General features: G+C 65.6%; 19 protein-coding genes and 1 riboswitch. Of the genes, 13 read left to right on the top strand and 6 right to left on the bottom strand.

Annotated features, from left to right (window positions below; genetic code table 11):
- Positions 1 to 66: 66 nt before the first annotated feature.
- Positions 67 to 1,488 carry a bifunctional D-glycero-beta-D-manno-heptose-7-phosphate kinase/D-glycero-beta-D-manno-heptose 1-phosphate adenylyltransferase HldE gene (gene hldE / locus ACNFCI_RS00830; RefSeq protein WP_084854108.1) on the top strand — a complete coding sequence of 474 codons (1,422 nt, stop codon included), beginning with the start codon at positions 67 to 69 and terminating at the stop codon, positions 1,486 to 1,488.
- Positions 1,489 to 1,522: 34 nt separating this feature from the next.
- Here hldE and ACNFCI_RS00825 read toward each other — a convergent pair whose 3' ends face one another.
- From ACNFCI_RS00825 to ACNFCI_RS00810, 4 genes are all read right to left on the bottom strand, one after another.
- A complete protein-coding gene (locus ACNFCI_RS00825) occupies positions 1,523 to 2,485 on the bottom strand; it encodes a metal ABC transporter ATPase (protein WP_084854110.1) in 963 nt (320 codons plus the stop codon).
- Between the two features lie 37 nt (positions 2,486 to 2,522).
- A complete protein-coding gene (locus ACNFCI_RS00820; RefSeq protein ID WP_084854112.1) occupies positions 2,523 to 3,335 on the bottom strand; it encodes an aldo/keto reductase in 813 nt (270 codons plus the stop codon).
- Positions 3,332 to 4,507 (bottom strand): NAD(P)/FAD-dependent oxidoreductase, encoded by a 1,176-nt coding sequence (locus tag ACNFCI_RS00815; protein ID WP_324816044.1) that lies wholly within the window; start codon positions 4,505 to 4,507, stop codon positions 3,332 to 3,334. The genes ACNFCI_RS00820 and ACNFCI_RS00815 overlap by 4 nt, the downstream gene beginning before the upstream one ends.
- 176 nt (positions 4,508 to 4,683) lie before the next feature.
- Positions 4,684 to 5,016 (bottom strand): DMT family transporter, encoded by a 333-nt coding sequence (locus ACNFCI_RS00810; RefSeq protein WP_084854115.1) that lies wholly within the window; start codon positions 5,014 to 5,016, stop codon positions 4,684 to 4,686.
- 88 nt (positions 5,017 to 5,104) lie between these two features.
- Between ACNFCI_RS00810 and ACNFCI_RS00805 the strand changes: the two genes are divergently transcribed.
- Together ACNFCI_RS00805 and waaA are read left to right on the top strand one after the other, a co-directional pair.
- Positions 5,105 to 5,995, top strand: a complete 891-nt coding sequence (locus ACNFCI_RS00805; protein WP_084854116.1) for a LysR family transcriptional regulator — start codon at positions 5,105 to 5,107, stop codon at positions 5,993 to 5,995.
- Between the two features lie 51 nt (positions 5,996 to 6,046).
- Positions 6,047 to 7,315 carry a lipid IV(A) 3-deoxy-D-manno-octulosonic acid transferase gene (waaA, locus tag ACNFCI_RS00800; protein ID WP_324816050.1) on the top strand — a complete coding sequence of 423 codons (1,269 nt, stop codon included), beginning with the start codon at positions 6,047 to 6,049 and terminating at the stop codon, positions 7,313 to 7,315.
- 91 nt (positions 7,316 to 7,406) lie between these two features.
- On the opposite strand, the gene ACNFCI_RS00795 is transcribed toward waaA, so the two are convergent.
- The gene (locus tag ACNFCI_RS00795; protein WP_084854120.1) at positions 7,407 to 8,837 is read right to left on the bottom strand and encodes a TolC family outer membrane protein; all 1,431 of its coding nucleotides are present in this window, start codon (positions 8,835 to 8,837) and stop codon (positions 7,407 to 7,409) included.
- Positions 8,838 to 8,995: 158 nt separating this feature from the next.
- Positions 8,996 to 9,102, top strand: a riboswitch (TPP riboswitch).
- A 145-nt stretch (positions 9,103 to 9,247) separates the two neighbouring features.
- On the opposite strand from ACNFCI_RS00795, the gene thiC reads away from it, so the two are divergent.
- Together thiC and cytX are read left to right on the top strand one after the other, a co-directional pair.
- Positions 9,248 to 11,134 carry a phosphomethylpyrimidine synthase ThiC gene (gene thiC, locus ACNFCI_RS00790; RefSeq protein WP_084854121.1) on the top strand — a complete coding sequence of 629 codons (1,887 nt, stop codon included), beginning with the start codon at positions 9,248 to 9,250 and terminating at the stop codon, positions 11,132 to 11,134.
- Between the two features lie 164 nt (positions 11,135 to 11,298).
- Positions 11,299 to 12,582, top strand: a complete 1,284-nt coding sequence (gene cytX / locus ACNFCI_RS00785) for a putative hydroxymethylpyrimidine transporter CytX (RefSeq protein ID WP_368829462.1) — start codon at positions 11,299 to 11,301, stop codon at positions 12,580 to 12,582.
- Here the strand turns inward: cytX and ACNFCI_RS00780 are convergent.
- The gene (locus tag ACNFCI_RS00780) at positions 12,551 to 13,297 is read right to left on the bottom strand and encodes an RsiV family protein (RefSeq protein WP_084854125.1); all 747 of its coding nucleotides are present in this window, start codon (positions 13,295 to 13,297) and stop codon (positions 12,551 to 12,553) included. The two genes, cytX and ACNFCI_RS00780, sit on opposite strands and share 32 nt — an antisense overlap.
- Before the next feature lie 184 nt (positions 13,298 to 13,481).
- Between ACNFCI_RS00780 and ACNFCI_RS00775 the strand changes: the two genes are divergently transcribed.
- The 8 genes from ACNFCI_RS00775 (at position 13,482) to parC (ending at position 21,988) form a co-directional block, all read left to right on the top strand.
- On the top strand, positions 13,482 to 14,099 hold the full coding sequence (locus ACNFCI_RS00775; RefSeq protein ID WP_084854127.1) for an NUDIX domain-containing protein: 618 nt from the start codon (positions 13,482 to 13,484) through the stop codon (positions 14,097 to 14,099).
- Positions 14,090 to 14,542, top strand: a complete 453-nt coding sequence (locus ACNFCI_RS00770) for a DUF1249 domain-containing protein (RefSeq protein WP_084854129.1) — start codon at positions 14,090 to 14,092, stop codon at positions 14,540 to 14,542. The genes ACNFCI_RS00775 and ACNFCI_RS00770 overlap by 10 nt, the downstream gene beginning before the upstream one ends.
- Before the next feature lie 85 nt (positions 14,543 to 14,627).
- A complete protein-coding gene (cpdA, locus tag ACNFCI_RS00765) occupies positions 14,628 to 15,443 on the top strand; it encodes a 3',5'-cyclic-AMP phosphodiesterase (protein ID WP_368829461.1) in 816 nt (271 codons plus the stop codon).
- Positions 15,444 to 15,671: 228 nt separating this feature from the next.
- Positions 15,672 to 16,280, top strand: coding sequence for a YqiA/YcfP family alpha/beta fold hydrolase (locus tag ACNFCI_RS00760; RefSeq protein ID WP_084854133.1), 609 nt, complete (start codon positions 15,672 to 15,674; stop codon positions 16,278 to 16,280).
- A 36-nt stretch (positions 16,281 to 16,316) separates the two neighbouring features.
- Positions 16,317 to 18,221 carry a DNA topoisomerase IV subunit B gene (parE, locus tag ACNFCI_RS00755; protein ID WP_084854134.1) on the top strand — a complete coding sequence of 635 codons (1,905 nt, stop codon included), beginning with the start codon at positions 16,317 to 16,319 and terminating at the stop codon, positions 18,219 to 18,221.
- Positions 18,218 to 19,204, top strand: coding sequence for an esterase-like activity of phytase family protein (locus ACNFCI_RS00750; protein ID WP_084854136.1), 987 nt, complete (start codon positions 18,218 to 18,220; stop codon positions 19,202 to 19,204). The genes parE and ACNFCI_RS00750 overlap by 4 nt, the downstream gene beginning before the upstream one ends.
- Entirely contained in the window at positions 19,201 to 19,719 is a 519-nt protein-coding gene (locus ACNFCI_RS00745) for a retropepsin-like aspartic protease family protein (RefSeq protein ID WP_084854138.1), read from the top strand. Before ACNFCI_RS00750 ends, ACNFCI_RS00745 begins: the two co-directional genes overlap by 4 nt.
- A 10-nt stretch (positions 19,720 to 19,729) precedes the next feature.
- Positions 19,730 to 21,988 (top strand): DNA topoisomerase IV subunit A, encoded by a 2,259-nt coding sequence (gene parC, locus ACNFCI_RS00740; protein ID WP_084854140.1) that lies wholly within the window; start codon positions 19,730 to 19,732, stop codon positions 21,986 to 21,988.
- The last annotated feature ends 26 nt before the right edge of the window (positions 21,989 to 22,014 follow it).

The raw sequence follows: 22,014 nt of genomic DNA, 5'->3' as shown, positions 1-22,014 counted from the left end.
CGTAAAGCCGTCACCGACCCTGTGCTAATATCCTGCCCCTGTTCACTATTTTCATATGGGTTGCCCATGAAGTTGTCCATGCCGCGTTTCGATCAAGCCCCGGTTCTGGTGGTCGGCGATGTCATGCTCGACCGCTACTGGCATGGCGGTACCTCGCGGATCTCTCCCGAAGCCCCGGTGCCGGTGGTCAAGGTCGAGCAGATCGAGGATCGCCCCGGTGGCGCGGCCAACGTCGCATTGAACATCGCCGCCCTGGGCGCGCCAGCCTCGTTGGTTGGCGTGACCGGCCAGGACGAGGCTGCCGACAGCCTCGCCAACAGCCTGCACGCAGCGGGTGTGCGCTCGGTGTTCCAGCGCATTGCCCACCAGCCGACCATCGTCAAGCTGCGGGTCATGAGCCGTCACCAACAATTGCTGCGCATCGATTTCGAAGAGCCGTTCGCCACCGACCCGCTGTCACTGGGCGAGGAGGTCGATGGCCTGCTCGAAGGCATCAAGGTGCTGGTGCTGTCGGATTACGGCAAGGGCGCGCTCAAGAACCACCAGAGCCTGATCCAGGCTGCACGTGCCAAGGGCATCCCGGTTCTGGCCGACCCCAAGGGCAAGGATTTCTCCATCTACCGCGGCGCCAGTCTGATCACCCCGAACCTCAGCGAGTTCGAGACCATCGTCGGCCGTTGCGCCGATGAGGGCGAGCTGGTCGCCAAGGGCCTGCAATTGCTGCAGGAGCTTGACCTGGGCGCGCTGCTGGTGACCCGTGGCGAACACGGCATGACCCTGCTGCGCACCGGCCACCCGGCGTTGCACCTGCCGGCGCGTGCCCGCGAAGTGTTCGATGTCACCGGTGCGGGCGATACCGTGATTTCCACCCTGGCGGCGGCCATTGCAGCCGGCGAGGACCTGCCCCACGCGGTGGCCCTGGCCAACCTCGCCGCAGGCATCGTGGTCGGCAAGTTGGGTACAGCAGCCATCAGCGCCCCTGAACTGCGCCGCGCGATCCAGCGCGAGGAAGGCTCCGAGCGCGGCGTGCTGGCCCTCGAGCAACTGCTGCTGGCAATCGATGATGCCCGGGCGCACAACGAGAAGATCGTCTTCACCAACGGTTGCTTCGACATTCTCCATGCCGGCCACGTGACCTACCTGGAGCAAGCGCGGGCCCAGGGCGATCGTCTGATCGTGGCGGTCAACGACGATGCCTCGGTCAGCCGGCTCAAGGGCCCAGGTCGGCCGATCAACAGCGTCGACCGGCGTATGGCCGTGCTGGCTGGCCTGGGCGCGGTGGACTGGGTCATCAGCTTCCCCGAAGGCACGCCGGAGAACCTGCTCAGCCAGGTCAAGCCGGATGTGCTGGTCAAGGGTGGGGACTACGGCATCGATCAGGTGGTGGGGGCCGATATCGTCAAGGCCTACGGCGGCACCGTGAAGGTGCTGGGGCTGGTGGAGAACAGCTCGACCACGGCGATCGTCGAGAAGATCCGCAAGCACTGATCCACCCGTGGGGCTGCTGCGCAGCCCCCGGGCATCATTTGTGGTGCAACGCGCGCTGCAACAACGCCCGGGCCTTGTCACCAAAGCGCTGCAGGTGCGAGGCCGGCTGCGGCCGGTGTTCTTCCAGCCCCTGCTGCCTGATCCAGTCCTTCCAGCGAATCCGCTCATCCCCGACCACCCAGCCGTCCTGCCGGGCAAAGCTCTCCGCCAGATACAGGCCTCGTGTACTGGCTGGCACCAGTTCGTCCTTCTTCAAGGTATAGAGTTCGGCTGTCGGCTGGCCATCGACCAGCGGCATCAGATACAGGTCCGGCCGCTTGCGATTGAGCCGTGCCACCAGCTGGTCGCCTTCGAGCCGCTCGTCCACGTGGAAAAGGCTGAGCGACTTGGCTTCCCGGGGTACCTGCAGGCGCAGGTCGTAGATCAACTGCAACGACGCGGTAGGCAGGTGCACATAGGCACGTGGCCGCTCCAGCAGCATCAGGTTGCCGCAATGCACCGGGCGCGCCGCGCCGGACTCGGGCGTGAGCACGAACGGCAGGGCTTCGCGATAATGCAGCGCGTCGGCATAGGGCGCGGGCAGCCAGGTGTCGCTGAAGCGCCCGCCGAGCCAGCCTTCCGGGGTTTCCAGCAGGCATTCCTCGGCCACTTCCTGGATGGCGGTGTGCAGGGGCAGGTTGATTTCCTGGGCGGGCACGTAGCCTGAGATCAGCTTGAGCACCACGTCGCCGCGGTCCTGCCGGCGCTGGCGCACCAGCACCCAGTAGTCCCGGTGCTGCCAATGCAGTGTCAGGCGCACCGAAACCCCCAGGTTGGCCAGCTCGACCACGAAGCGTTCGTGGTCGGCCAGCTCGATGGCCTTGCGCCGCTGCTGTACCTGGCCGAAGTTCAACGGCATGCCGATGCTCTGGTAGGTCAGGCCGTCGGGTGTGGCTTCGACGTGCAGCGGCAGGGTCTTGAAGTTGCTCGGGTTCTTGCGGATCAGCGTTCGCGGCACGAGGCTCCTCCTTGCGTTGGGCGCCCGTCAGGGCGACTCAAGGCTGGCCCAGGATTCGGGCGACGGTGGCCACGTTATGGGCCAGGTGCAACGGGTTGATGGTGCCGACGATAGCACTGCTTACCCCGGGGTGGGCGAACAGCAGCTCGAAACTGGCCTGCACCGGGTCGACCCCCGGCGCCAGGCAGATATGCCCGCTGGCCAGGGCCTTCTTCACCAGGATGGCTTTGCCGTGTTCGGCAGCGTAGTCCAGTACCGGGCGCTCCGCCTGTTCGTTGAGGTTGTAGGTGACCATGGCGCAATCGCCTTGCTCCAGGGCCTTGAGGCCACCTGCCACGGTCTTGCCTGACAGGCCGTAGCCGAGGATCTTGCCTTCCTGCTTGAGTTCGGCCAGGGTCTGGTAGACGCCTTGCTGCTCCAGGATCTGCACGTCGTTGCCGTCGGAATGCACCAGCACCAGCTCGATACGGTCGGTTTCCAGGCGGCGCAGGCTGCGCTCCACCGACAGGCGAGTATGGGCGGCGCTGAAGTCGAAGTGCGACTGACCATTGTCGAACTCTTCGCCCACCTTGCTGACGATCACCCATTGGTCACGCTGGCCGCGCAGCAACGGGCCCAGGCGTTCCTCGCTGCGGCCGTAGGCCGGCGCGGTGTCGATCAGGTTGATGCCCAGCTCGTGGGCCTGGGCCAGGAGCAGGCGCGCTTCGTCATCGCCTGGGATGGTGAAGCCATTGGGGTACTTGACGCCCTGATCGCGGCCGAGCTTGACCGTGCCCAGGCCCAGCGGAGAGACCTTCAGGCCGGTGCTGCCCAAGGGGCGGAGGAAGTCGTGCAGGGTCGGCAGGCTCATGGCAGCAATTGCTCCCAGGCAGGGACGCCCAGGGTGGGGCGAGGCAGCTCGGCCAGGTCAGGTTGCGCGGCGGGGCGGATGCCGTCGTGCTCCAGGCTCGCCAGCACGCGGTCGGCAAAGTCGGGTGCCAGGGCCAGCTTGGTCGGCCAGCCCACCAGCAGCCGCTGCTGCTGCGTGAGGAAGGCGTTGTCCGGGCGGACCAACCCCGACTGCGCAGGCTCGGCGCGGTCGACCCGCAAAGTGGCCCAGCGCACCTGGCTCTGGTCGACCCAAGGCAGCAGGCTAGCGATTTCCTTCTGCGCCGCGGCGATCTGTGCGGCGGGTTCCCGTGCCACGCCGTCGGCCTCGGCGAGGTCGCCACCGAGGTACCAGACCCATTGGCCGTCGCGGGCCGGGTGGGTGGTGACGGTGACCCTCGGCTTGGGCCCGCCGCCCAGGCAATGGGCATACAGTGGCTTGAGGTTCGGCCCCTTGGCCATGACCATGTGCAGCGGTCGACGCTGCATGGCCGGCTGCTCCAGCCCAAGCGCGTGGAGCAGGCCTTCGGTGCCGGCACCGGCGCTGAGCACGATACGCTGGGCGCGTATTTCACGACCATTCACGCGCAAACCGATCAGTTCGTCGCCCTCGCGCAGTGGCTCGACCCGTTCGCCGGCCAGCAGGCTGTCACCGGCCAGCTCGGCCAGGTTGGCGAGCAGGCTCGGCACGTCGATGACCAGTTCGGCGAGGCGATACACCTTGCCCTTGAACGCGCGGTCCTGCAGGGCAGGGGGCAGTTGCTCGCCCTTGACCTGATCGACCCTTCCACGCACCGCCTTGCTGGCGAAGAAGCTGGTGAGGTTGCCTGCCAGGGTGCCCGGGGACCACAGGTAGTGGGCCTCGGACAGCAGGCGGGTCTTGCCAAGGTCGAGTTCGCCATTGCCGGCCAAGGCTTCGCGCCAACGGCGCGGCATATCGGCAATGGCCTCGGAGGCGCCGGTCAGGGCCCCATGCAGGGCGTACTTGGTGCCGCCATGGATGATGCCCTGGGACTTGATGGTCTGCTCGCCACCGAGGCTGGCGCGTTCCACCAGCACCGTCGAATACCCCAGGCGCCGCAGCCTTGCGTTGAGCCAGAGGCCAGCGACCCCGGCGCCGACGATCAGCACGTCAGTGGAAATGGCAGATGGCATGCGGGCACCTCTAGAACTGGGACAGTTGCCCAGTATACAGGCTGTGGGCGCGCGCGGGCCTAATCGCAGGCTGTCGCCAGCCTCCCGCCGAGATTGCGCCGCTCTCAAGACTTGCGAAATCCCTGTGGGAGCCGGCTTGCCGGCGATGGGCCACAGCGGGGCTACAGCTGGTGGGCTCAGTGGCCGGCAGTCTTGGAGAACAGCTGGATCACCACCACGCCACCGACGATCATGGCCATCCCCAGCATGGCCGGTACATCCAGTTTCTGCCCGTAGATCACCAGGGCGGCGACACTGATCAGCACGATGCCCAGGCCTGACCAGATGGCGTAGGCGATACCTACCGGAATGCTGCGCACCACCAGCGTCAGCATCCAGAACGCCACGGCATAGCCACAGACCATCAACAGCAGCGGCAATGGCGTGCTCAAGCCTTTGACCGCCTTCATGGAGGCGGTGGCGATGACTTCGGCGCAGATGGCGATGGCCAGGTAGGTGTAGGCATTCATGATCGGGATTCTCCGTTGCTGGGTGGGCATTCTAGACTTTCGTCGGATGGGGTAAAGTCATTACCTATCTGCTATGGAGATAGGTTGCATGGCCCAACAATGGGATCTCGATCAATTGCGCACCTTCCTGCGGGTCACCGAACTGCGTTCGTTTTCCGCCGTCGCCCGGGAGCAGCACAAGGCGCAGTCGGCGGTCAGCAATGCCATCGCGCTGCTGGAGGCTGACCTGGGCGTGACCTTGTTCGAGCGCAGCAGCGGCCGCCAGCCGCGCCTGACCGAAAGCGGGGCGGCCCTGCTCGAGGATGCCCGCGAGTTGCTACGCCAGTGCGAGCGCCTGGATGGCCGTGCCATGGCCTTGATGCGTGGCCAGGAAGCCTTGTTGCGGGTGGCTCAGGACGAAGCCATGTGCTACCTGCCGGTGATCGACAGCCTGGACGAGTTGGCCAGCCGCTTTCCACTCCTGGAGGTACAGGTGACCAGCGGCGCCCAGGGCGATGTGGCGCGCAAGTTGGTGGAGCGTCGTGCCGACCTGGGGTTGTTCTTTCATCACGAGCGCATTCCCGCGTCGCTGGAACGCCGCGCTCTGGGCCGCGTGGAGATGGTCACCGTATGTGGTGTGGACCATCCGCTGGCGGGCGAGCGGCAGGTGACGCGCCAGCAATTGGCCCGTCACCGGCAGTTGTTGATCACGCCGCAGCAAAGCGGCTATCCCGGGGGGGAGGCGATCAGCCCGCAGGTGTGGCGCGCCGACAGCTTCTACGCCATGGCCGAGCTGCTGATGCGTGGGCTGGGTTGGGCCTGGCTGCCAAGGCATGTGGTGCAGTACCCGACCTACCAGGCGCAGATGGTCGAACTCGACAGCGAGTGGTGCCCGCCCGCGCTGGTCGTCGAACTGGCCTGGCGCCGCGACCAGCCCCTGGGGCCGGCGGCGCAATGGCTGGCGGAACGCTTTGCCGTGCACCTGCGGGTCATTGGCTGAGTTGTGGTACCGGCAGGCCTTTTCGTACAGTTCCTAGTACACTGCGTCGCCATGAACAGAACCCTCTATACCTTGCTTTTCCACCTGGGCCTGCCACTGGTTGCGCTGCGCCTGTACCTGCGTGCGCGCAAGGCGCCGGCCTATGGCCAGCGCATCGCCGAGCGCTTCGCTTGCAAGCTGGCACCGATGCGCCAGGGCGGCATCTGGGTGCACGCGGTGTCGGTGGGCGAAAGCATCGCTGCCGCGCCGATGATCCGTGCCTTGCTCAAGGCCTACCCGGACCTTCCGATTACCCTGACCTGTATGACGCCCACCGGTTCGGAGCGGATCCGCGCGATGTTCGCCGACGAGCCGCGACTCCAGCATTGCTACCTGCCTTATGACCTGCCTTGGGCGGCGGGGCGCTTTCTCGATCATGTCCGGCCGCGGCTGGGCATCATCATGGAGACCGAGCTGTGGCCCAACCATATCCACCAGTGCGCCAAACGCGGCATTCCTGTGGCCCTGGCCAATGCGCGGCTGTCCGAACGCTCGGCCCGTGGCTATGCACGTTTCGCCGGCCTGACCCGGCCGATGCTGGCCGAGATGAGCCTGATCGCGGTGCAGACCGAGACCGAGGCGCAGCGTTTCCGCAGTCTGGGCGCGCGGCCTGAGTGTGTGCAGGTGACCGGTTCGATCAAGTTCGACCTGAAGGTCGACGCGCAATTGCAGCCTCGCGCGCGTGACCTGCGTGAGCAATGGGGCGCCGGGCAGCGCCCGGTGTGGATCGCCGCCAGCACCCACGAGGGTGAGGATGAATTGATCCTCGAGGCACATCGGCAATTGCTGCAGGTTCATGGCGATGCACTATTGGTGCTGGTGCCGCGCCATCCCGAGCGGTTCGATGCGGTCCATGCCTTATGTGACGCACAGTTCGCCACCGTGCGCCGTTCTTCCGGCATGCCGGTGCAGGCCCAGACCCAGGTCTTGCTCGGCGATACCATGGGTGAACTGCTGTTCCTCTATGCCCTGGCCGACATTGCCTTCGTGGGCGGCAGCCTGGTGCCTACCGGCGGGCACAACCCGCTGGAGCCGGCGGCACTGGCGCTACCGGTACTGACGGGGCCGCACGTGTTCAACTTCCTGGAAATCAGCGCGATGCTGCGCGAGGCGGGGGCGTTGCAGGAGGTGGACGATGCCAGCGGCCTGGCCGGGGCGGTGCGTCGGTTGGTCGAGCTGCCTCAGGATGCCCGGCGCATGGGCGAGGCGGGCAGGGCGGTGATGCAGGCCAACCAGGGGGCGTTGCAGCGGTTGCTGGATGGGCTGGGGAAATGGTTGTAAGCGTTCGCCGGAGTTGATTCGGTGCCGGTGAGATCGCGCGCCGCGCGGGCGCTCGATCTCACCGGCACTGCTCACCTCACACCTGGCCCGCTCAAGGCCTGCGTTCGAAGTTCTTGGCCGCCGCCGCGGCCAGGTCCGGCGGCAGGAAGTCCTTGTCCGGGTTGTAGTCGGCTTTCAGGTAGCGCCCCAGGTCCTGCAGGTCCTGCGGGCTGAGGGTGCCGGCGGCCTGTTTCAGGCGCAGGTTGTCGAGGATGTAGTCGTAGCGGCTGTTGTTGTAGTCGCGCACCGAGGTGTACAGCTGGCGCTGGGCGTCGAGCACATCGACGATGTTGCGGGTACCGACCTGGTAGCCGATCTCGGTGGCCTCCAGGGCACTCTGGTTGGAGATGATCGACTGCTTGCGTGCCTGCACCTGCTCCACGTCGGTGTTCACCGCCCGGTGCAGGTTGCGGGTGTTTTCCACCACCTGGCGGCGCAGGCTTTCACGTTGCTGCTCGCTCTGGCTCAGGCGCTGGTAGGCCTCGCGCACCTGGGAGCTGGTCAGGCCGCCGCTGTAGATCGGGATGTTCAGCTGCAGGCCGATACTGGTCTGCTCGACATCGCCGCTGTAGCGCACGCCGGGCTGCGGGTTGGAGAACCCCAGGCTGTCGTTGTCGCCCTTCTGGTAGCGGGCCACCGCATCCAGGGTCGGCGCGTGGCCGGCCTTGCGTTGGCGCAGGGTCTCCTCGGCCGCCGTGACGGCATGATTGGTGGCCAGCAGGTTGAGGTTCTGCCGTGCCGCAGTCTCGACCCAGGCCTTGGCATCGTTGGGCGTTGGCACTTGCACCGGCAGGGTGTGGACCACGCCCTGGAGCGAACCGTACTCGCGGTTGGTCAGGGTCACCAGGGCCTCGAAGGCGTCCTGGACCTGGCGCTCGGCGATGATCCGGTTGGCCCGGGCGGTGTCGTAGCTGGCCTGTGACTGCAGCACGTCGGTCTTGTCCGAGAGGCCGACGTCGAAGCGTTCGTTGGACTGGTCCAGCTGGCGTTTGAAGGCGGCTTCCTCGGCTTTGGTCGAAGCCAGGTTGTCCTGAGCGCGCAGCACCGCGAAATAGTTTTCGGCGGTTTGCAGGATCAGGTTCTGTTCGGTCGCGGAAAGCTCCAGGGCGGCCTGCTCGTTGACCGCCTCGGCAGCCTGTAGCTGGAACCAGCGGTCGGCGCGGAAGATCGGCTGCGCCAGGGTTGCGTTCCACGAGTTGCCGCTGCGGTTGGAGGTGACCGAAGGTTCATCGAACTTGGTGCGGGTGTTCATCATCTCGGCGCCGGCCGACAGGTTCGGCAGCAGGCCGGCACGGGCCTGGGGCACCACTTCGCGGCGGGCGCCATAGTCGGCGCGGGCGGCGGCAAGGTCGGCGTTGTTGTCGACCGCTTCCTGGTAGACGCTGATCAGGTCGGTCTTCACCGTCGTGGGCACATCCACTGCCCAGACCACTCCGTTGGACGCACAAGACACGGCAATCGCCAGTGAGAGTTTGCGCAGCATAGGGCAATCCTTGTACGAAATTTAATTACTGAACTGTTGAGTATCGAACGATGGCCCAGTGTAGTGCCCCGTGCCTCGGCCAACAATCGTCCCGGTGCCTTTCATCATCCTGGCATTTACCCGCTTGGCTTTGCTGGCCACTTGAGTCTAGACTGCGCATGTTCTTGTCGGGGTGCCTTGAATCGAAGGCTGAGATCGGATAGTTCCGGATCCCGTTGAACCTGATCAGGTTAGCGCCTGCGTAGGGAACAAGATTGCTCGCTTTCCCGGCGAGATCTTGTGCCAGGTCCGGGATTGTCGAAGCTCACGCTCAAGGCACCTCCGTGTATCCGGCACCAGCACCGTCCCAGGTGCAATCCGCGCCCCCTTCAGGTTCTCCCCGACATTCCACGCTGTCTGGAGAGCCTGTGATGAGCAAACAAGAAAAATCGATCCACCTCAGCGAGTCGGCGCAAGTCGACCAGCAGTCCGTGCAACCGTTCCCCCGTTCGCGCAAGGTCTATGTCGAAGGTTCGCGCCCCGATATCCGCGTGCCGATGCGTGAAATCAGCCTGCATGACACCCCCACCGATTTTGGCGGCGAGCAGAACGCCCCGGTGCTGGTCTATGACACCTCTGGGCCGTACACCGACCCGAACGTCGTCATCGATGTGCGCAAGGGCCTGGGCGACGTCCGTTCGGCGTGGATCGAGGCTCGCGGTGACACCGTGCGCCTGGACGGCCTGAGCTCGAACTTCGGCCAGCAGCGCCTGAACGATGCCGACCTGGCCAAGCTGCGCTTCGCCCACGTGCGCAACCCGCGCCGCGCCAAGCCCGGTGCCAACGTCACCCAGATGCACTACGCGCGCCAGGGCATCATCACCGCCGAGATGGAATACGTGGCCATCCGCGAGAACATGAAGCTGCAGGAAGCCCGCGCCGCCGGCCTGCTCGACCAGCAGCATGCGGGCCATAGCTTCGGTGCCAGCATTCCGAAGGAAATCACCCCCGAGTTCGTCCGTGAAGAGATCGCCCGTGGTCGCGCGATCATTCCGGCCAACATCAACCACCCGGAGCTGGAGCCGATGATCATCGGCCGCAACTTCCTGGTGAAGATCAACGGCAACATCGGCAACAGCGCCCTGGGCTCCTCCATCGAGGAGGAAGTGGCCAAGCTGACCTGGGGCATTCGCTGGGGGTCGGACACGGTCATGGACCTGTCCACCGGCAAGCACATCCACGAGACCCGCGAGTGGATCATCCGCAACTCGCCGGTGCCGATCGGTACCGTACCGATCTACCAGGCCCTGGAGAAGGTCGGCGGGGTTGCCGAGGACCTGACCTGGGAGCTGTTCCGCGACACCCTGATCGAACAGGCTGAGCAGGGCGTGGACTACTTCACCATCCACGCAGGCGTGCTGTTGCGCTACGTGCCGCTGACCGCCAAGCGCGTGACCGGCATCGTCAGCCGCGGCGGCTCGATCATGGCCAAGTGGTGCCTGGCGCATCACAAGGAAAACTTCCTGTACACGCATTTCGACGAGATCTGCGAAATCATGAAGGCCTACGACGTCAGCTTCTCGCTGGGCGACGGCCTGCGCCCGGGCTCGATCGCCGACGCCAACGATGCGGCCCAGTTCGGTGAGCTCGAGACCCTGGGGGAGCTGACCAAGATCGCCTGGAAGCACGACGTGCAGTGCATGATCGAAGGCCCTGGCCACGTGCCGATGCAGCTGATCAAGGAGAACATGGACAAGCAGCTCGAGTGCTGCGACGAGGCGCCGTTCTACACCCTCGGCCCACTGACCACCGATATCGCGCCGGGCTACGACCACATCACCTCTGGCATCGGTGCGGCGATGATCGGCTGGTTCGGCTGCGCCATGCTCTGCTACGTGACGCCCAAGGAACACCTGGGCCTGCCGAACAAGGACGACGTCAAGACCGGCATCATCACCTACAAGATCGCCGCGCACGCCGCAGACCTTGCCAAGGGTCACCCGGGCGCGCAGATCCGCGACAACGCACTGTCCAAGGCGCGCTTCGAGTTCCGCTGGGAAGACCAGTTCAACCTCGGCCTGGACCCGGACACCGCCCGTGCGTTCCATGACGAAACCCTGCCCAAGGAGTCGGCCAAGGTGGCGCACTTCTGCTCGATGTGCGGGCCGAAGTTCTGTTCCATGAAGATTACTCAGGAAGTGCGCGAGTACGCTGCCAACCAGCGTATCGAAGCCACCGACGTCTCGGTGGAAGAGGGCATGCGTGAGCAGGCCGAGCGCTTCCGCCAGGAAGGCAGCCAGCTGTACAAGAAAGTCTAGGCAGGCTGAGGGCCGCTTCGCGGCCCTTTCGCGGCACAAGGCCGCTCCACTGGGACAGCGCAAGGTTCACGCCCTGCGCTGTCCCTGTAGGAGCGGCCTTGTGCCGCGAAACGAGGACGTAAGTCCTCGCCAAGAACATCAATAACATCCCGGCGAGCGCCTTCATGAGCACACCCAGCCACTTCTCCCCGGACCACCCGGTCCCCCACAGCCAGCGCCAATTCGGTGCCCGCGACCTGTTCTCGCTCTGGTTCTCTCTCGGCATCGGCCTGATGGTCCTGCAGGTCGGCGCGCTGCTGGCGCCCGGCCTGGGCCTGGCGGGGGCGATCCTGGCCATCGTCCTGGGCACGGCGGTCGGTGTACTGCTGCTGGCCGCCGCCGGGGTGATCGGCAGCGACACGGGTCTGTCGGCCATGGCCACCCTGCGCCTGACCCTGGGCCGCCATGGCGCGCGCCTGCCGGCGCTGCTCAATCTGCTGCAACTGGTGGGTTGGGGCTCGTTCGAGATTATCGTCATGCGTGACGCCGCCAGCCTGCTGGGCGCTCGTGCCTTCGGCGAAGGCAGCGTCTGGACCAGCCCGGTGCTCTGGACCCTGTGCTTCGGCGCCCTGGCCACCCTGCTCGCCGTCAGCGGGCCGCTGGCCTTCGTGCGCAAGGTGCTGCGCAAATGGGGGATCTGGCTGCTGCTTGGCGCCTGCCTGTGGCTGACCTGGAACCTGTTCGCCAAGGCCGAACTGGCCGGGCTGTGGCAGCGGGCCGGCGATGGTTCGCTGTCGCTGGCGGTCGGTTTCGACATCGTCATTGCCATGCCGCTGTCGTGGTTGCCGCTGATCGCCGACTACTCGCGCTTCGGCCAGCGTGCCAGCCGTGTGTTCGGCGGCACGGCACTGGGCTTTTTCATCGGCAATGCCTGGCTGATGAGCCTGGGCGTGGCCTACACCCTGGCCTTCGCGCCCAGTGGTGAAGTCAATGCGCTGCTGCTGGCCCTGGCCGGTGCCGGGCTGGGCATCCCATTGTTGCTTATCTTGCTGGACGAGTCGGAAAACGCCTTCGCCGACATCCACTCGGCGGCGGTGTCCACCGGCCTGTTGGTGCGTTTGCGGGTCGAGCACCTGGCCCTGGCCATCGGTGTGCTGTGCACTCTGGTCGCCCTGCTGGCGCCGCTGGCCCAGTACCAGAACTTCCTGCTGCTGATCGGTTCGGTGTTCGCGCCGCTGTTCGGCGTGGTGCTGGTCGACCACTTCGTCGTTCGTCGGCGGCAACTGCCGGCGCTGGTGGCCGGGCTACACTGGCAGGCACTGCTGGCTTGGACGGTGGGCGTGGCGGCGTATCACCTGATGGCCAATGTCGCGCCGGAGCTGGGGGCGACCCTGCCGGCACTGCTGCTGGCAGGGGGGCTGCATGGCCTGCTGAGCCTCAGCCGCGGCCGGGAAACAGCTCAGGCCTGAGCACGCCGTTCAGGCGCGGGTAGGGGATCTTCAGCTCGATGTGGCCCATGGAATAGGGTGCGATGGCATAGACCTCGTACTTGACCACGACCGCGCCGTAGGTCAGGGCCACATGGGGGGACTTGCGGAACGGCCAGGTCTTGGCGAACTCCGGGTCCTTGTCCATGCCGGTGCTGATCATCCAGGCGCGGTGGGACTCTTCCACGGTCTTCCAGAAGGTGTCTTCCTGGCCTGGCAGGAGCATGTCCTGCAGGGTCAGGACCTTGTCCAGCTTGCGTGAGTAGTTGATGAAACCGCGCCCGGGCATGCCGTGGGCGCCGCCGCTGTCCAGGTAGCTGGACAGCTCGATGATCACCAGCCCGTCATGCTGCTCGCGTACCTTGGCTTGCAGGTAGCTGCTGTTGCGCTTCTCGGCGCTGGCCAGGTACTGCTGTTCGTAGGCCTGCAACGAAGTGGGCGCGCCGCTGCGCTGGTTGTCTTCGGTCAGCTGCAACAGGCGTTTTTCGACGATGGCGTCGAGCTTGGGCAGGGCCGGGAAGTGGATGGTGTCGATGTTCACCAGTGGGCAGTCGCTCTCGCTGCAGCCGGGCTTGACGTGTTCCCAGGCGTCGCGCTTGACCTCGAGCGGGGCCCGGTAGTTGGGCTCGAACAAGCTCTGGCAGGCGCCCAGGGCCATTGCCAGCACGGCCACGGAAGTCAGTTTGACAAGCGTCATGATGATCCTTGCAGAACAAAGGGAGTCGGCCTTTGACCGTCGGCGAAGCCGTCGGTTCGCCACTAAGCTAACAGAGTACAAAGGCTCTGTCCCGGCTGCCTGAGCGGTCGCCGGAAAGGGGTGAAACACGGCGGCACGCAGAGTAGGATGGCGCGATGCGGTAAACGAGGTAACGAGGATTTCCATGTCAGACACGTTGAATTCGCAACCCAAGGCGGTCGAGATCGTCGAACGGGCCAATTGCTTCCAGGGCTTCTACCGGCTCGACAAGCTGCGCCTGCGCCACGAACTGTTCGCCGGTGGCCTGGGCCGTGAGATCAGCCGCGAACTGTTCGTGCGCCACGACGCAGTCTGTGTGCTGCCGTACGACCCGTTGCGCGACGAAGTGGTGCTGATCGAGCAGTTCCGCGTCGGTGCCATGGGCAAGGTGGAAAACCCCTGGCTGATCGAGATGGTTGCCGGGCTGATCGACAAGGACGAGCAGCCCGAGGAAGTCGCCCATCGCGAAGCCGAGGAAGAAGCGGGCCTTACGTTCAGCGCACTGTGGCCGATGACCCGTTACTTCCCATCCCCCGGTGGCAGCGACGAGTACGTGCACCTGTTCCTGGGGCGTTGCAGCAGCGAAGGCGCCGGCGGGCTTCACGGTCTGGAGGAGGAGGGCGAGGACATCCGTGTACGCGTCTGGGCCTTCGAGGACGCCTTGCAGGCCGTGCGCGATGGGCGCATCTGCAACGCCGCGACCATCATCGGCCTGCAATGGCTGGCGCTGAACCGTGACGAAGTGCGAGGTATGTGGAAGTGAACCTGTTGCGCGAGCGCTACCGGGTCGACCTGGCCGGGCTGCAGGCCGCCTGCGAGGCCAATTATGCCCGCCTGATGCGCCTGTTGCCGGACATGCGCACCACCCAGAGCTCGCGCCGCATCGGCATGACCCAGGGCGACCAGATGCTCGGCGTGCTGGTGCTCGATGTGCTGCTGGCCTGCCCGTACACCACCACCTTGCGGGTGCGCCAGGAGCACAGCCTGCCGTGGCTGCCGGTGCCGCACCTGGAGGTGCAGGTGTACCACGACGCGCGCATGGCCGAGGTGGTCAGTGCTGAACACACCCGGCGCCTGCGCAGCATCTACCCGTACCCCAACGCAGCGATGCACCAGCCGGACGAGAAGGCCCAGCTCAACCTGTTCCTGGGCGAATGGCTGAGCCACTGCCTGGCCTGTGGTCATGAACTGGAAGCCGTTCGCTGAAATGTGATGCAGGTCGGGCAAGGCCCTTTGCCCGACGCGTGCAGGCAGCCGATAATCGTCCTGAACCCGTTCGAGGAGACGGCCCTTGCCGCAGCCCAACCACGCCAAAGATCCGGCGCCGCTTCATGTGGTGCAACTGACCGATGCCCACCTGTTCGCCAGCCCTGGCGGTACCTTGCTGGGCATGAATACCCGAGACAGCCTCCGTCACGTGGTCGAACAGGTGCGCCGCGAGCAGCCGCGCATCGACCTGCTGCTGTGCACGGGCGACCTTTCCCAGGATGGCAGCGTTGCCTCCTACGAAGCTTTTCGGCAAGTGAGCGCTTCGCTTGGCACACCGAGCCGCTGGCTCCCGGGCAACCATGACGAGGCCCGGGTGATGGCCGAGGTGGCCCAGGGAAGCGACCTGGTTCAGGCGGTGACCGACCTGGGTGCCTGGCGCATCGTCATGCTCAATTCGAACGTGCCCGATGCCACCCACGGTTGGCTCGCCGACGACCAGTTGGCCATTCTGGACCAAGCCCTGGCCGCTGCCGGTGAGCGGCATTGCCTGGTGTGCCTGCATCATCAGCCGGTGGATATCGGTTGTGCCTGGATCGCCCCGATCGGGCTGCGCAATGCCGATGAACTGTGGGCGCGCCTGCGTGGTTGTCCACAGGTCAAGGCGGTGCTCTGGGGGCATGTCCACCAGCCGTGGGATGAACAACGTGATGGCATCCGCCTGTTGGCCACGCCATCGACCTGCATCCAGTTCGCGGCCCGCAGCGAGGACTTCCAGGTCAGCGAGGAGCAGCCGGGTTATCGCTGGCTGCGCCTGCATGGCGATGGACGGGTGGAGACGGGTGTCGAGCGGGCGCGGGATTTCGCGGTGAAGCTGGACTTCGACAGCCCGGGATACTGAAGCTTGGAATGGCCCTGTGAATGCCTGCCTGGCCCGTTCGCAAGTAACCCGCTCCCACAGGTTCACTGTCAAATCTGTGGTTTTAACCGCGAACATGAGCGATCTACTTGCGCTTGAAGAATTTGTTGCGAAAAGCCCGATGCGACGCCAAAACCCGGTGAACGCGCTACACTGCGCGTCCCTGCGCCCGCATGGACGGGTGCACAGCAGTCGATACCGAGGGGCAGCATGTCGGGTTCCATCCTCTATATCCATGGCTTCAACAGCTCGCCGCTGTCGAAGAAGGCGCGCCAGCTCGAGGCGGTGATGCAGGCCCTGGGCCTGGCCGGGCGCCTGCGCGTGCCGGCCTTGCATCATCACCCGCGCCAGGCCGTCGCCCAGCTGGAAGCCGCCATCGCCGAGCTCGGTACCCCCTTGCTGGTGGGGAGTTCGCTCGGTGGCTACTATGCCACCTACCTGGCCGAGCGCCATGGCCTGAAAGCCCTGCTGATCAACCCGGCAGTCGGGCCGCACCGCCTGTTCGACGGCTACCTGGGTACCCAGCGCAACCTGTACACCGACGAAACCTGGGAACTGACCCTGGACCATGTACAGGCCTTGGCCGAACTCGAAGTGCCGCCGCCCCAGGACGCCAGCCGCTACCAGGTATGGTTGCAGACTGCCGACGAAACCCTGGACTATCGCCAGGCCGAACGCTATTACCAGGCTTGTGCCTTGCGTATCCAGGCCGGCGGCGACCACAGCTTCCAAGGCTTCGCCGACCGTCTGCCGGCCCTGCTGGCCTTCGCCGGCATTGCCCGCGGGCAGTATGCGACGCTCGATTTTTCTGTATTTTGACCTTTTTTGCATTCACCAGACTGACAACGAGACCCCATGGCCAATCCCAGCGCTAGCGCCTATAACGCAGACGCCATCGAAGTCCTCTCGGGCCTTGACCCGGTCCGCAAGCGGCCGGGCATGTACACCGACACCAGCCGGCCGAACCACCTGGCCCAGGAAGTCATCGACAACAGTGTCGACGAAGCTCTGGCTGGCCACGCACGCTCGGTGCAGGTGATCCTTCATGCCGACCATTCCCTGGAAGTGTGCGACGACGGTCGCGGCATGCCGGTGGATATCCACCCCGAAGAGGGGGTGTCCGGGGTCGAGCTGATCCTCACCAAGCTGCACGCCGGCGGCAAGTTCTCCAACAAGAACTACCAGTTCTCCGGTGGCCTGCACGGCGTCGGCATCTCGGTGGTCAATGCCCTGTCGACCCAGGTCCGCGTGCGGGTCAAGCGCGATGGCAACGAATACCAGATGACCTTCGCCGATGGCTTCAAGGCCAGCGAGCTGGAGGTGGTCGGCACGGTGGGCAAGCGCAACACCGGCACCAGCGTGTACTTCAGCCCCGACCCCAAGTATTTCGACTCGGCCAAGTTCTCCGTCAGCCGCCTCAAGCATGTGCTCAAGGCCAAGGCGGTGCTCTGCCCGGGCCTGCTGGTCAGCTTCGAGGACAAGGCCAGCGGCGAGAAGGTCGAGTGGCACTACGAAGACGGCCTGCGCTCCTACCTGGTCGACTCGGTCAGCGAGTTCCTGCGCCTGCCCGACGAGCCGTTCTGCGGCAGCCTGGCTGGCAATAAGGAGGCTGTGGACTGGGCCCTGCTATGGCTGCCGGAGGGCGGCGACAGTGTCCAGGAGAGTTACGTCAACCTGATCCCCACCGCCCAGGGTGGCACCCATGTCAACGGCCTGCGCCAGGGCCTGCTGGATGCGATGCGCGAGTTCTGCGAGTTCCGCAACCTGCTGCCCCGGGGCGTCAAGCTGGCGCCGGAGGATGTATGGGAACGCATCACCTTCGTGCTGTCGATGAAGATGCAGGAGCCGCAATTTTCTGGCCAGACCAAGGAGCGTCTGTCGTCCCGCGAGGCGGCAGCGTTCGTCTCCGGCGTGGTCAAGGACGCCTTCAGCCTATGGCTCAACGCCCACCCGGAACTGGGCATGCAGCTGGCGGAGCTGGCCATCAGCAACGCCGGCCGGCGCCTGAAGGCGAGCAAGAAAGTCGAGCGCAAGCGCATCACCCAGGGCCCGGCGCTGCCAGGCAAACTGGCCGATTGCGCCGGGCAGGACCCGATGCGTGCCGAGCTGTTCCTGGTCGAGGGTGACTCGGCCGGCGGTTCGGCCAAGCAGGCGCGAGACAAGGAGTATCAGGCGATCCTGCCGCTGCGCGGGAAGATCCTCAACACCTGGGAAGTCGATGGTGGCGAGGTGCTGGCCAGCCAGGAGGTGCACAACATCGCCGTGGCCATCGGCGTGGACCCTGGTGCCGCCGACCTCTCGCAGCTGCGCTACGGCAAGATCTGCATCCTGGCCGATGCCGACTCCGACGGCCTGCACATCGCTACCTTGCTGTGCGCGCTGTTCGTCCAGCATTTCCGACCGCTGGTGGAGGCCGGCCACGTCTACGTGGCCATGCCGCCGCTGTACCGCATCGACCTGGGCAAGGAGATCTACTACGCCCTGGACGAAGCCGAGCGCGATGGCATCCTCGATCGACTGGTCGCCGAGAAGAAGCGCGGCAAGCCGCAGGTCACCCGATTCAAGGGCCTGGGCGAGATGAACCCACCACAGCTGCGCGAGACCACCATGGACCCGAACACCCGGCGCCTGGTGCAGCTGACCCTGGACGATGTGCAGGGCACCACCGAGATCATGGACATGCTGCTGGCCAAGAAGCGCGCCGGTGATCGCAAGAGCTGGCTGGAAACCAAGGGTAACCTCGCCGAGGTCCTGGTTTGATCCGCCTGCTGGCCGCCGTTTGCCTGGCCTTGCTGGCCCTGCCGAGCCAGGCGGGCAGCTGGCCGGAGCTCAAGCTCGGCGCAGAGTACCCGGTCGAAGGCATGCGCGGCGGCAACCTCTCGGGGTTGGCCTGGTGCCGTGGGGCGTTGTGGACCGTGTCCGACCGTGACGATGATCGCATCTACCGCCTCGACCGGCAGGGCGAAGTGTGGCGTGCCCAGCCGCTGACCTTCACCCCGCCGCCGGTGCCGCAGAGCGGCTTGCCATGGGGGCTCCGGTCGCGCAACTGGGCGGTGTCCTACATCCGCGGCGGTGAGCTGGACTTCGAAGGCATCACCTGCGATCAGGCTGGTAATTTCTACTTGGTCAGCGAAGCCCATGCGGCGGTGCTGCAAGTGCCTGTCGAGGGTGAGCCTGAATGGCTGCGGATCGACCCGACCATGGTTCGGCAGGCCCGTGCCAGTGGCATGTTGCTGCACTTCAACGCGTTGTTCGAAGGCCTGGCGATCAACCCGGCGGGCGACCGCCTGTGGCTGGCCGCCGAGCGTGAACGGCGCGGCCTGGTCGCCATCGAGCGCCAGCAGTCGGTGTGGAACTGTGGGCGCAGCTGCGTGCTGCTCAGCGAAGCCGGGGTCGAGATGCAGCCGCCACAGATGCCCGAACCCCAGGCCATGTCACGCGACTTCTCGGACCTCGCCTGGTACGAGGGCAAGCTGTTCACCCTCGAGCGCAATGCCTACCGGATCTGCCGCCGCGACACCGGCAGCGGCAAGGTCGAGCGCTGCTGGTCGTTCGCCGCCGATGCACTGGTCGACTCGCGTCGCTACGATCAGCCATATGGCTTGGCCGAAGCGCTGGTCATCGATGCATCCGGTGCCTGGATCGGCCTGGACAACAACAGCGGCGACCGTGCCGACGGCGAGAAGCGCCCGATCGTATGGCGTTTCGCAGCCCCTGAGGGCGGCTGGAGCGCCAAGCCGTGAGCCAACCGCCAGGCAAGCGTGCGGGGCGGGTCCTGCTGGTGGTGGCCTGGGCGGGGGCGATGTTCCTCGCCACGCGCTTTTTCGGTCAATGGGAGGAGCGCCAGCAGAACCCCAATACCCAGGTGCAGTCCGAGCACGGCGAAGGCTTCATCGAGGTACGTCTGCTGAGTAACGGCCAGGGGCATTTCGTCGCCGATGGCGCGATCAACGGCCGTGCTGTGCGCTTCATGCTCGACACCGGGGCGACCGATGTAGCGATCCCCGAGTCGCTGGCCCGCGACCTCGACCTGCAACCCGGCGCGCCGGTGATCCTCAGCACCGCCAACGGCCGCACCCAAGGCTACCGCACCCGCCTGGGCGAGCTGCAGCTGGGCGATATCCACCTGCGCGACGTGCGCGCACTGGTGGTCCCCGGCCTCGATGGCGAGCAGGTGCTGCTGGGCATGAGCGCCCTGAAACAACTTGAATTTACCCAGCGTGGCGGTACCTTGCTGCTGCGCCAGAACTTGAAATGACGAGGCCCGCATGAGCGACTCACTGGAACTCAGTCTCGAAGGCGTCGAACGCCGATCCTTGGCTGACTTCACCGAACAGGCCTACCTCAACTATTCCATGTACGTGATCATGGATCGGGCCCTGCCGCATATCGGCGACGGCCTGAAGCCGGTGCAGCGACGTATCGTCTATGCCATGAGCGAGTTGGGGCTCGATGCCGACGCCAAGCACAAGAAGTCGGCGCGTACCGTCGGCGACGTGCTCGGCAAGTTCCACCCCCACGGCGACTCGGCCTGCTACGAGGCCATGGTGCTGATGGCGCAGCCGTTCAGCTATCGCTACACCCTGGTCGACGGCCAGGGCAACTGGGGTGCGCCGGACGATCCGAAGTCGTTCGCCGCCATGCGTTACACCGAGGCGCGCCTGTCGCGCTATTCCGAGGTGCTGCTCAGCGAGCTGGGCCAGGGTACCGTCGATTGGGTGCCGAACTTCGACGGCACTCTGCAGGAGCCAGCCGTGCTGCCAGCGCGCCTGCCGAACATCCTGCTCAACGGCACCACCGGTATCGCCGTGGGCATGGCTACCGACGTGCCGCCGCACAACCTGCGGGAAGTCGCCAGTGCCTGCGTGCGCTTGCTGGATGAGCCCAAGGCCACCATCGAGCAGCTGTGCGAGCACATCCAGGGCCCGGACTACCCGACCGAGGCCGAGATCGTCACGCCGCGTGCCGAAATCCTCAAGCTCTACGAGAGCGGCCGCGGCTCGATCCGCATGCGTGCCGTATACCGGGTCGAGGATGGCGACATCGTCGTCACCGCGTTGCCGCACCAGGTTTCCGGGGCCAAGGTGCTGGAGCAGATCGCCGCGCAGATGCAGGCCAAGAAACTGCCGATGGTCGCCGACCTACGGGATGAGTCCGATCACGAGAACCCGTGCCGCATCGTCATCATCCCGCGCTCCAACCGCGTGGATGCCGACGAACTGATGCAACACCTGTTCGCCACCACCGACCTTGAAAGCAGCTACCGGGTCAACGTCAACATCATCGGCCTCGACGGGCGCCCGCAGCTCAAGAACTTGCGGGCCCTGCTGCAAGAGTGGCTGCAGTTCCGCATCGGCACCGTGCGCCGCCGCCTGCAGCACCGCCTGGACAAGGTCGAGAAGCGCCTGCACTTGTTGGAAGGCTTGCTCACCGCCTTCCTCAACCTGGATGAAGTGATCCACATCATCCGCACCGAAGACCACCCCAAGCAGGCCCTGATCGCCCGCTTCGACCTGACCGAGATCCAGGCCGACTACATCCTCGAGACCCGCCTGCGCCAGCTGGCGCGCCTGGAGGAAATGAAGATCCGCGGCGAGCAGGATGAGCTGCTCAAGGAACAGGCCAAGCTGCTGGCCCTGCTGGGCAGCGACGCCAAGCTGCGCAAGCTGGTGCGCAGCGAGCTGATCAAGGATGCCGAGACCTACGGTGACGACCGCCGTTCGCCGATTGTCGAGCGTGCCGAGGCCAAGGCCCTATCGGAAAACGAGCTGATGCCGACCGAGCCGGTCACCGTCGTCTTGTCGGAAAAAGGCTGGGTGCGCTGCGCCAAGGGCCACGATATCGACGCCACCGGGCTTTCCTACAAGGCCGGGGATGGCTTCAAAGGCGCTGCCGCCGGTCGTTCCAACCAGTTCGCCGTATTCATCGACTCTACTGGGCGCAGCTACTCGCTGGCCGCCCACAGCCTGCCGTCGGCACGCGGCCAGGGCGAGCCCCTGACCGGGCGCCTGACGCCGCCGCCAGGGGCGGCCTTCGAGTGCGTGCTGTTGCCTGAGGACGATGCGCTCTATGTGGTGGCGTCCGATGCCGGCTATGGTTTCGTGGTCAAGGGCGAGGACCTGCAGGCCAAGAACAAGGCCGGCAAGGGCCTGCTCAGCCTGCCCAACGGAGCCAAGGTGATGACTCCGCGACCTGTAGCCGACCGCGAGCAGGACTGGCTGGCAGCCGTGACCACCGAGGGCCGCCTGTTGATCTTCAAGGTCAGCGACCTGCCGCAGCTGGGCAAGGGCAAGGGCAACAAGATCATCGGCGTACCCGGGGACCGGGTCGCCAACCGGGAAGAGTTCGTCACCGATCTGGCCGTCGTGGGCGAGGGTGCGACGCTTGTATTGCAGGCTGGCAAGCGTACTCTGTCTCTCAAGCCCGACGACCTTGAGCATTACAAAGGTGAGCGTGGCCGACGCGGCAGCAAGCTGCCACGCGGCTTCCAGCGGGTCGATGGCATGGCGGTGGAACGCCCCGAGTGAACCGGCTGTCTGTCTGGAACGGCAAT

This window comes from Pseudomonas sp. NY15356 (assembly GCF_048068175.1).
In the GTDB taxonomy this organism is placed as follows: Bacteria; Pseudomonadota; Gammaproteobacteria; order Pseudomonadales; family Pseudomonadaceae; genus Aquipseudomonas; species Aquipseudomonas putida_K.
Note: the sequence above shows the minus strand (reverse complement) of the source record. Positions and strands in the feature narration are given on the sequence as shown.

Excerpts from the sequence above, each read along its gene's own strand:
- ACNFCI_RS00820 (WP_084854112.1), bottom strand. The coding sequence starts at position 3,335 with ATGAGCCTGCCGACCCTGCACGACTTCCTCCGCCCCTTGGGCAGCACC.
- ACNFCI_RS00780 (WP_084854125.1), bottom strand. The coding sequence starts at position 13,297 with ATGACGCTTGTCAAACTGACTTCCGTGGCCGTGCTGGCAATGGCCCTG.
- ACNFCI_RS00805 (WP_084854116.1), top strand. The coding sequence starts at position 5,105 with ATGGCCCAACAATGGGATCTCGATCAATTGCGCACCTTCCTGCGGGTC.
- ACNFCI_RS00815 (WP_324816044.1), bottom strand. The coding sequence starts at position 4,507 with ATGCCATCTGCCATTTCCACTGACGTGCTGATCGTCGGCGCCGGGGTC.
- ACNFCI_RS00810 (WP_084854115.1), bottom strand. The coding sequence starts at position 5,016 with ATGAATGCCTACACCTACCTGGCCATCGCCATCTGCGCCGAAGTCATC.
- thiC (WP_084854121.1), top strand. The coding sequence starts at position 9,248 with ATGAGCAAACAAGAAAAATCGATCCACCTCAGCGAGTCGGCGCAAGTC.
- parE (WP_084854134.1), top strand. The coding sequence starts at position 16,317 with ATGGCCAATCCCAGCGCTAGCGCCTATAACGCAGACGCCATCGAAGTC.
- ACNFCI_RS00760 (WP_084854133.1), top strand. The coding sequence starts at position 15,672 with ATGTCGGGTTCCATCCTCTATATCCATGGCTTCAACAGCTCGCCGCTG.
- cytX (WP_368829462.1), top strand. The coding sequence starts at position 11,299 with ATGAGCACACCCAGCCACTTCTCCCCGGACCACCCGGTCCCCCACAGC.
- ACNFCI_RS00795 (WP_084854120.1), bottom strand. The coding sequence starts at position 8,837 with ATGCTGCGCAAACTCTCACTGGCGATTGCCGTGTCTTGTGCGTCCAAC.
- hldE (WP_084854108.1), top strand. The coding sequence starts at position 67 with ATGAAGTTGTCCATGCCGCGTTTCGATCAAGCCCCGGTTCTGGTGGTC.
- waaA (WP_324816050.1), top strand. The coding sequence starts at position 6,047 with ATGAACAGAACCCTCTATACCTTGCTTTTCCACCTGGGCCTGCCACTG.
- parC (WP_084854140.1), top strand. The coding sequence starts at position 19,730 with ATGAGCGACTCACTGGAACTCAGTCTCGAAGGCGTCGAACGCCGATCC.
- ACNFCI_RS00775 (WP_084854127.1), top strand. The coding sequence starts at position 13,482 with ATGTCAGACACGTTGAATTCGCAACCCAAGGCGGTCGAGATCGTCGAA.